At 67.4% G+C, this 8,272-nt stretch carries 10 protein-coding genes; 4 read left to right on the plus strand and 6 right to left on the minus strand.

What is annotated here, in order from left to right:
• Positions 1-45: 45 nt before the first annotated feature.
• From CXQ91_RS17680 to CXQ91_RS17690, 3 genes are read right to left on the minus strand one after another with little or no spacing between them, the layout of a single operon-like run.
• Entirely contained in the window at positions 46-1,419 is a 1,374-nt protein-coding gene (locus CXQ91_RS17680; protein ID WP_104175204.1) for an NAD(P)(+) transhydrogenase (Re/Si-specific) subunit beta, read from the minus strand.
• On the minus strand, positions 1,416-1,712 hold the full coding sequence (locus CXQ91_RS17685) for an NAD(P) transhydrogenase subunit alpha (RefSeq protein WP_104175205.1): 297 nt from the start codon (positions 1,710-1,712) through the stop codon (positions 1,416-1,418). The genes CXQ91_RS17680 and CXQ91_RS17685 overlap by 4 nt, the downstream gene beginning before the upstream one ends.
• Complete coding sequence (locus CXQ91_RS17690) at positions 1,712-2,896, minus strand: Re/Si-specific NAD(P)(+) transhydrogenase subunit alpha (RefSeq protein WP_104175226.1); 1,185 nt, start codon at positions 2,894-2,896, stop codon at positions 1,712-1,714. The genes CXQ91_RS17685 and CXQ91_RS17690 overlap by 1 nt, the downstream gene beginning before the upstream one ends.
• Before the next feature lie 202 nt (positions 2,897-3,098).
• On the opposite strand from CXQ91_RS17690, the gene CXQ91_RS17695 reads away from it, so the two are divergent.
• The 3 genes from CXQ91_RS17695 to CXQ91_RS17705 all read left to right on the plus strand — a co-directional run bounded on the left by CXQ91_RS17695 (position 3,099) and on the right by CXQ91_RS17705 (position 6,185).
• Complete coding sequence (locus CXQ91_RS17695) at positions 3,099-4,082, plus strand: TIGR03885 family FMN-dependent LLM class oxidoreductase (RefSeq protein ID WP_104175206.1); 984 nt, start codon at positions 3,099-3,101, stop codon at positions 4,080-4,082.
• Positions 4,079-5,770 (plus strand): alpha-amylase family protein, encoded by a 1,692-nt coding sequence (locus tag CXQ91_RS17700; protein WP_104175207.1) that lies wholly within the window; start codon positions 4,079-4,081, stop codon positions 5,768-5,770. Before CXQ91_RS17695 ends, CXQ91_RS17700 begins: the two co-directional genes overlap by 4 nt.
• Positions 5,771-5,948: 178 nt before the next feature.
• A complete protein-coding gene (locus CXQ91_RS17705; protein ID WP_104175208.1) occupies positions 5,949-6,185 on the plus strand; it encodes a hypothetical protein in 237 nt (78 codons plus the stop codon).
• A gap of 5 nt (positions 6,186-6,190) precedes the next feature.
• Here the strand turns inward: CXQ91_RS17705 and CXQ91_RS17710 are convergent, their stop codons facing one another.
• The 3 genes from CXQ91_RS17710 to CXQ91_RS17720 are packed head-to-tail and all read right to left on the minus strand — an operon-like array spanning position 6,191 to position 7,882.
• A complete protein-coding gene (locus CXQ91_RS17710; protein ID WP_104175209.1) occupies positions 6,191-6,478 on the minus strand; it encodes a MoaD/ThiS family protein in 288 nt (95 codons plus the stop codon).
• Between the two features lie 9 nt (positions 6,479-6,487).
• A complete protein-coding gene (locus CXQ91_RS17715; protein WP_104175210.1) occupies positions 6,488-7,621 on the minus strand; it encodes a glycosyl hydrolase in 1,134 nt (377 codons plus the stop codon).
• 60 nt (positions 7,622-7,681) lie between these two features.
• Positions 7,682-7,882 (minus strand): hypothetical protein, encoded by a 201-nt coding sequence (locus tag CXQ91_RS17720; protein WP_104175211.1) that lies wholly within the window; start codon positions 7,880-7,882, stop codon positions 7,682-7,684.
• Positions 7,883-8,153: 271 nt separating this feature from the next.
• Here CXQ91_RS17720 and CXQ91_RS17725 point away from each other — a divergent pair.
• Positions 8,154-8,272: FAD-dependent oxidoreductase (locus CXQ91_RS17725; RefSeq protein WP_146072375.1), on the plus strand; the 119-nt coding region annotated here is incomplete at its 3' end.

The raw sequence follows: 8,272 nt of genomic DNA on the forward strand, positions 1-8,272 counted from the left end.
CGGAGGGGAACGGCCCTGCTGAGCCAACCCGGCTGGGCCACCCGCCTACAGGGCCTTGACCGCGCCGAGCACCTTCGTCAGCGAGTCCTTGGCGTCGCCGAACAGCAGCGTGGTCTGCGGTTCGTAGAGGAGCTCGTTTTCGATGCCTGCGAAGCCTGGCCGCATGGAGCGCTTCAGGAACACCACCTGCCGGGCGTCGGCCACTTCCAGGATGGGCATCCCGAAGATGGGCGACCCAGAGGACGTCTTCGCGGCGGGATTGACCACGTCGTTGGCGCCCACCACGAGTGCGACGTCGGCGGTCTTGAATTCCGAGTTGATCTCGGTCATTTCCTTGAGTTCCTCGTACGGCACGTTGGCTTCCGCGAGGAGCACGTTCATGTGCCCGGGCATGCGGCCGGCCACGGGGTGGATGGCGAAGTCCACCTGGATGCCGCGGAGCTGCAGGGCCTTGGCCAGTTCCGCGGCGGTGTGCTGGCCCTGTGCCACGGCCAGGCCGTAGCCGGGAACGATGATCACGCGCTGTGCGTAGCCCAGCAGCACGGCGACGTCCTCCGCGCTGGAGGAGCGCACCGGCCGCTCACTGACCGCGGTGGAGCCCGCCGTCGAACCTCCCCTGAAGGCGCCGAACAGGATTCCCGCCACGCTGCGGCCCATGGCGGCAGCCATGGCCCGGGTCAGGATGGTACCGGAGGCGCCCACCAGGGTGCCGGCCACCAGCAGCAGCACGTTGCCCAGCACCAGGCCTGACGCCGCAACCGCCAGGCCGGTAAAGGCGTTCAGCAGCGAAATGACGATCGGCACGTCCGCGCCGCCCACCGGAAGCACCAGGAGAACACCGGCGGCGAGGCCCAGCACCAGCAGCGCCAGGGCCAGCGGCAGCGACCCGGTCAGCACGACGGCGACCGCGGCACCCACCGCGGCCAGCAGCACCGCCGCCATGATCACGGGCAGCCCGCGGAAAACCACCGGGCGGGTGGTCATGAGCTCCTGCAGTTTTGCGAACGTGATGGCGGAGCCGGCGAACGACACCGCGCCCACCAGCAACGTGAACGCAATGGCCAGGCGGACCCAGGCGTCCCCCGTGTGCGCCAGTTCAAGCAGCGCTACCAGTGCGGCGGCACCGCCGCCCACGCCGTTGAAAGCCGCCACAAGTTGCGGCATCTGGGTCATTTTGACCCGCCGGGCCACGGGGGCGGCCACGGCCGTACCCACGGCGATCGCGGCCAGGATCCAGGGAATGTTATCCAGCCGCGCCGACAGGAACACCGTGACGACGCCAAGCGCGGCTCCGGCGGCGCCAACGAGGTTGCCGCGGCGCGCGGTGCGCGGTGAGTTGAGGCCCATCAGGGCCAGGATGAAGAGCGCGGCGGCCACGAGGTAGAGCAGCCCCGTCCAGGTCGGATCAAGGAAGCTCATCGCGGACCCTCCCGGTCCCTGCGGCCGCGGAACATCTCCAGCATGCGGTCAGTCACCACGAATCCGCCCACGAGGTTCGCGGTGGCCAGCACGACGGCGAGCAGCGCCACGGCGAGGACCCACGGGTCCGCAGCCTGGCCGGCCACGATGATGGCACCCACCAGGATGATGCCGTGGATGGCGTTGGCGCCGGACATGAGCGGTGTGTGCAGGGTGCTGGACACTTTTGAGACCACTTCGAAGCCCACAAAGACCGCCAGCACGGTAATCGTGAGCAGGCTGATGCCGTCCATCAGACCACCCCCTCGTTTTCGGACTCGCGGTTCCCGGGATCATCGGACAGCGCGAGGGCCTCCGCCGTCGGCGCGTGGCGCACCTCGCCGTCGTGCGTCAGGCACGTGCCGGCCACCACCTCGTCGCTGAAGTCCAGGGCCAGGGTTCCGTCCCGGACCATCAGTGCGAGCAGGTTGGCCACGTTCTTGGCGTAGAGCCGGGAGGCGTCCGCGGGCATGGCTGAGGCCGCGTCCTTCATGCCCACCAGGGTGACGGTGCCCTGGCCGTCGGCGGTATCCACCAGGATGTCCTGGCCGGGAACTGATCCCTCCACGTTGCCGCCGGACTCCGCGGCCAGGTCCACCACCACCGAGCCGGGCCGCATGCCCTGCACCATCTCACGGCTGACGAGCAGCGGGGCGCGCCGCCCGGGGACGGCCGCCGTCGTGATCAGGACGTCGGCCTGGGCCACGTGCGGCGCCAGGAGCCGGCGCTGCAGGGCACCGCGGTCCGCGCTGAGCTCCCGCGCGTAACCGCCCGAGGCTTCGGCCGTCTCCAGGTCGAGCTTGATGAAGGTTCCTCCCATCGAGGTGACCTCGTCCGCCGAGGCCGGCCGGATGTCGTTCGCGGAAACCCGGGCGCCCAGCCGTTTTGCCGTGCCGATGGCCTGAAGGCCTGCCACGCCGACGCCGAGCACCAGCACGCGGGCCGGCGGGATGGTCCCGGCGGCCGTCATGAACAGCGGGAAGAACCGGGGCAGGCGCATGGCCGCTTCCAGCACACAGCGGTAGCCGGCCACGAGGGCCTGCGAGGACAGGGCGTCCATCGACTGTGCCCGGGAGATCCGCGGCACCAGTTCCAGCGCGAAAGACGTCACCCCGGCGGCGGCCAGCGCCCGCACGGTGGGCAGTTCGGTCGACGGCGACGCAAGGCCTGCGGTGACGGCCCCGCGGCGCAAAACCGCCGCCGTCGCCGGTTCCAGCGGCCGCACGTGGGCGAGGACATCGAGTGATCCCGGATCCAGCTCGGGGACGATCCGAGCGCCTGCCCGGACGTACGAGTCGTCACTATGGCCTGCCGCGGTTCCGGCCCGGGATTCGACCAGGACCTCGAGCCCGAGGCCGATCAGTTGCTGCACCGTCTCCGGCGTCGCGGCCACCCGCCGCTCGCCATCGCGGCGTTCCCGCACTATGCCTAACTTCACCCGCCACTCCCTTTCCAGCGTCATCGCTGTCCCGGGTCATCGCTGTCCCGAGTCGGTACTGGCTAGAGTCTATGCAGAAAGATCCGGCTCCGCCGGAGTGCCGCGGCACGATCCCCCGCACAAACCGGTTCCGGGCGTGGATAGTTTCAAGCCGCCCCCGGTTTTCCTCGACACTCCCCCGCCCCGACGGTAGACATTAACGATGGCTACTATCGGTTTTCACGCATCGCATGAACAGATCAGCCCGGGCCAACTGCTCCGCGACGTCCAACTGGCGGAGCAGGCAGGCTTCGACGCGGCCATGTGTTCGGACCACATCGAGCCCTGGTCCGCCCGGCAGGGCCATTCCGGCTTCGCCTGGTCCTGGCTGGGCGCGGCACTGGCCACCACGTCCCTCCGCTTCGGCGTGGTCACGGCTCCCGGCCAGCGCTACCACCCGGCCATCATCGCGCACGCCTCGGCCACCCTGGCGGACATGTTTCCAGGCAGGTTCTGGATGGCGCCGGGCAGCGGGGAGAACATGAACGAGCACATCACGGGCGACGCGTGGCCGGCCAAGGAAGCCCGTCAGCAGCGCCTGGAGGAGTGCGTTGACGTCATCCGCCGCCTGCACAACGGCGAGGAGGTGACCCACCACGGCCTGGTCACAGTGGAACAGGCCCGCCTGTGGGACGTTCCGGAGACCAAGCCGCCGCTGATCGGACCGGCGATCAGCGTGGAGACCGCCCGGCGCGCCGCGACATGGGCAGACGGGCTGGTCACAGTGAACCAGCCACACGCGAAGCTGACGGAAATGCTCGCCGCCTACCGGGACAACGGCGGCCGGGGCAAGGCAGTGCTCCAGATCCACCTGTCCTGGGCACCGCGGGAGGAGGATGCGGTTTCCATTGCCATGGACCAGTGGCGCTCGAACGTCTTCGCCCCGCCCATCCCCTGGGATCTGCCCACCGCCGCCCACTTTGACGGCGTCAGCACCGACGTCGGCGAGGACCAGGTGCGCAAGGCCGTGAACATCTCGTCCAGCCTCGAGCAGCACGCCGCGTGGCTCCAGGAATACGCGGAGCTGGGCTTCGACGAGCTGTACCTGCACTTCGTGGGGCAGGAGCAGAAGCCCTTCATCGGGGCGTTCGCCGAACACGTGCTGCCCCGGCTGCGGGAGACGTCTTCCCGTGAGGTGACAGCGTGAGGATTGCGGAGACGTCCGACCTGTGGTGGAAGAACGCAGTTATCTACTGCCTGGATCCGGAAACCTTTTTCGACGACGACGGCGACGGCACCGGGGACTTCGGCGGCCTGATCCAGCGCGTGGATTACCTGGCGGCCCTGGGTGTCACGTGCATCTGGCTCATGCCGTTCTACCCGTCACCGGACCGGGACGACGGCTATGACGTGACCGACATGTACGGCGTCGATCCCAGGCTCGGCACCTTGGGCGACGTGGTGGAGTTCATCAGGACTGCCAAGGACCGGGGAATGCGCGTCATCGCGGACTTCGTCATCAACCACACCTCGGACAGGCACCCCTGGTTCAAGGAATCCCGGAAGTCCGTGGACAACCCCTACCGCGATTACTACGTCTGGCGGAAGGACACTCCCCCGGACAGCTCGGAACAGGTGGTGTTCCCTGGTGAGGAAACATCCATCTGGACCCAGGACAAGGCCACCGGCGAGTGGTACCTGCACATGTTCGCCAAGCACCAGCCGGACCTGAACGTCGCCAACCCGAAGGTCCGGGACGAGATCGCCAAGTCCATGGGATTCTGGCTCCAGATGGGCCTGGACGGCTTCCGGCTGGATGCCGTGCCGTTCTTCCTTGAGCTGCAGGGCGTGTCCAAGGAGGATGCGGGAAAGATCGACCCGCACGACTACCTGGCAGCGCTGCGCAGCTTCATCAACAGGCGGAACGGCAGCGCCATCCTGCTGGGCGAGGTCAACCTCCCGTACAAGGACCAGCTGAAGTACTTCGGCGGGCCGGACGGAAACGAACTCAATATGCAGTTCGACTTCCTCTCAATGCAGAACATTTACCTCTCCCTGGCCAGGGAGGATGCGCGGCCGCTGGCCAAGACCCTGGCCGGCAGGCCGGCCATGCACCCGGACAACCAGTGGGCCATGTTCGTCCGCAACCACGATGAGCTGACGCTGGACAAGCTCAGCGACGAGGAGAAGGCGGAAGTCTTTGCCGCCTTCGGCCCGGACCCGGACATGCAGATGTACGGACGGGGGCTCCGGCGCCGCCTGCCCCCGATGCTCGACGGCGATCCCGCCCGGATCCGCATGGTCTATTCGCTGATGTTCTCCCTCCCCGGAACCCCGGTCCTTTTCTACGGCGAGGAAATCGGGATGGGTGAGGACCTGCGGGCCAAGGGCCGCTCCGCCGTACGCTCCCCGATGCAGTGGAATGACACGGAAAACGGCGGATTCTCCACGGCGCCGGCGGACCAGCTGGTGGCCCAGGTGGTCGACGGCTACTTCGGGCCGAAGAACATCAACGCCGCCCGGGCCAAACGTGACCCGGACTCGCTGTGGAATTTCATCGCCGCGCTCATCCGAAGCTACCGGGAAAGTCCCGAGCTCAGCTGGGGCGACTTCGAACTCATCAAGCAGCCCAATCCCGGCGTGCTCCTGCACAGCTGCACCCGCGCCGGTTCGACGCTGGTCCTGGCCCACAACATGGCCGCACAGCCGGCCTCTGTCACCGCAAGGGTTTCGTCGCCGGAAGATCCGGAGGAGACGTTCGGCGGGGCCATCCTGCTGGACCTGCTCGACGGCGAAAACATCGCGTTGGCGGGCGACGGCGGGTTCGAGCTGGAGCTGGAGCGCTACGGTTACCGCTGGTTCCGGATCCAGCGGCCGGCGGACCGCCGGATCTGACAACGGACCGCCGGCTCTGACCCGGCAAGACGTGCGGCACAGGGTGCGAAACAGTGGGGGCGCGGAAAACTAACGCGCCCATTACCGGCATGAAACGCGGCGGCAACAATGGCGCAGGACACTGGATGTGCCGGCAATTGCAGGCAGAAGCCCAAGCTCCAGCTCAGGAGGCCACGCCATGTTGAAGGAAGCCAAAGCCCATGTAACCCGTGTTCGCGCCCTGGACCAGTTGCACCGCGGCGACGAGATCGAAGCCCGCCTGTCGGTGGGTCCCAGCTATGACGACGTAGTGATCCGCCGGGGCAGGGTGCAGGAGACTGCGCCGGGAATCGGCGTCGTCTGGATCATGGACCGCCAGACCGGAATGCGCAAGGCGATCAATGCGGACGAATGCAGCGTTTGGCGAGTAGCCTGAGCCCCTCAGCCCCCGGCCACGGACTGGATGATCACCACTTCCTGGCCGCCGGCCACTTCAGTTTCCAGCCCCCGCAAGCGCCGGACCTCGTCGCCGTTCACGTAAATATTCACGTAGCGGCGGAGGGCACCGGTTTCATCCCTCAGCCGCCTCGCAAGCACCGGATAGTCGCCGGCCAGCGAGTCCAGCAGGAACCCCACAGTCACAGCCCCGTCGGCGGGCGCAGTCAGGATGGACTGCCCGCCGGCGAGCGGCTGGAGGACACTGGGCAGCACCACGCTGATGTCAGCCACAACGGACCCTTAAGCGGGTACCGGAGCGCCAGGCACCAGGGACGCGGACACCACAGCGGCGCGGACACACAAAACGTCCGGCAGATGTGAGGCCACTTCGATGAAGTGCTCGCCCTCGTCCGGGCTGGCGTAGACGGAGCCGCCGCGCGTTCCGAAGTACACCCCGGCCGGTTCCGCGGAATCCACCGAGGCAGCGTCACGGAGCACGGCATTGTATTCACTCTGCGGCAGCCCGGAGTCAAGGCGCTTCCAGGTCCTGCCGGCGTCATCCGTCCTGTGCGCGGCCAGCTTGCCGTCCGGCGGGATGCGTTCGCCGTCGGCCTTCAGCGGGACCACCCACGCGGTTCCCGCACGCCGGGGATGCGTCAGCATCACAAAACCAAAATCGGCCGGAAGGCCTTCGGCAATCGACTCCCAGTTCTCGCCGTTGTCATCCGTCCGGTACACGCCGTGGTGGTTCTGCGCGTAGAGTCGACCGTCGACGGCGGCGTCCGCCGCGATCTTGTGGACGCACTGGCCGAATTCGGGGTTGGGATCCGGCATGAAGTAGGCCGATATTCCCTTGTTCCGCGGCTCCCAGGAGGTCCCGCCGTCGAGCGACCTGTACACGCCGCCGGTGCTCATGGCGATGTGCACCTTGTCTCCGGTCGGATCCACCACGATTGAGTGCGCGGCCGCCCCGCCGTAGCCGGCACCCCATTCGCTGCGGTGCGGATGGTCCCAGAGGCCGCGGTTCAGCTCGAAGTGTTCGCCGCCGTCGGTGGATTTCCACACCGAGATGGGCTCAGCGCCGGCCCAGACCACACCCGGGCGGGATTCGGCGTCGGGATAGATCTGCCAGATGCGTTCCACGGCGGCGTCGGTGCCCTCCGGGAACTTGATGGCACCCTGTTCCGGTTCGGTCCAGGTCGCACCCAGGTCATCAGAATGCGCAACGGTGGGACCCCAGTGCTCGGAGCGGACACCCACCATGATGCGGGTCCGGCCGTTGCGGGTATCGATGGCAATGCTGGGGACCTCGCTCATCAGGAAGTGCGGGCCGGACATGGACCATTCGCGCCGGTCCGGGCTGGTCGCCAGCCACAGCCCTTTTTTCGTTCCGATAGCTAGGACATAACTCTCTTCGGTGGCCATGCACCCCATGCAACCACTCCAGCCCGGGGGCCGCAATGGTTTCGGCGCGGCAAAGTGCGTCCCTGGAGGTCAGTCCACGAATTCGGACTGCGTCTCGATAAAGTCCCAGTCCGCGTCCGTGAGGACTCGTGTGGGGGTGTCGGGGTGCGGGCCGCCAGCCTCGGCAATTCCCTGGAGCACGGGCAACGGCAATTCCTCCGCGCGAAGGTTTTCGCGCAGCCATTCCTTGCTGTCCAGATCCAGATCAAGCCACCACATGTAGATTTCCACCGCGGACCACCTCTCCCTATGCCTCAACGTTATTCCGCCCCGGAGGGGTGTACAAGGGTCCAATGGGGGTGTTGCACGCATGCCAGCCGAACGGCAGGCACCCCTTGTGCCTGCAGTTCCAGTGGGCCAATCTTGTCTTGTAGGGCGGTCCGGCACGCCTGAACTACCGCGACGGACGCCCTCTGTGGAGGCACTCCGCACAGCGATGAGAAGGGTGCCATGGACAGCCCCTCGCCCGTTCGCTACTGACTTCCACCCATAGGAGCCTTCCATGAGCACCGAGCAGCTGATCATCATCGGATCCGGCCCCGCCGGCTACACCGCGGCCATCTACGCCGCCCGCGCCGGACTGAAGCCACTGGTTCTGGCCGGATCGGTAACCGCCGGCGG

This window comes from Arthrobacter sp. Y81, from assembly GCF_002929335.1.
Taxonomy (GTDB): Bacteria; Actinomycetota; Actinomycetes; order Actinomycetales; family Micrococcaceae; genus Arthrobacter.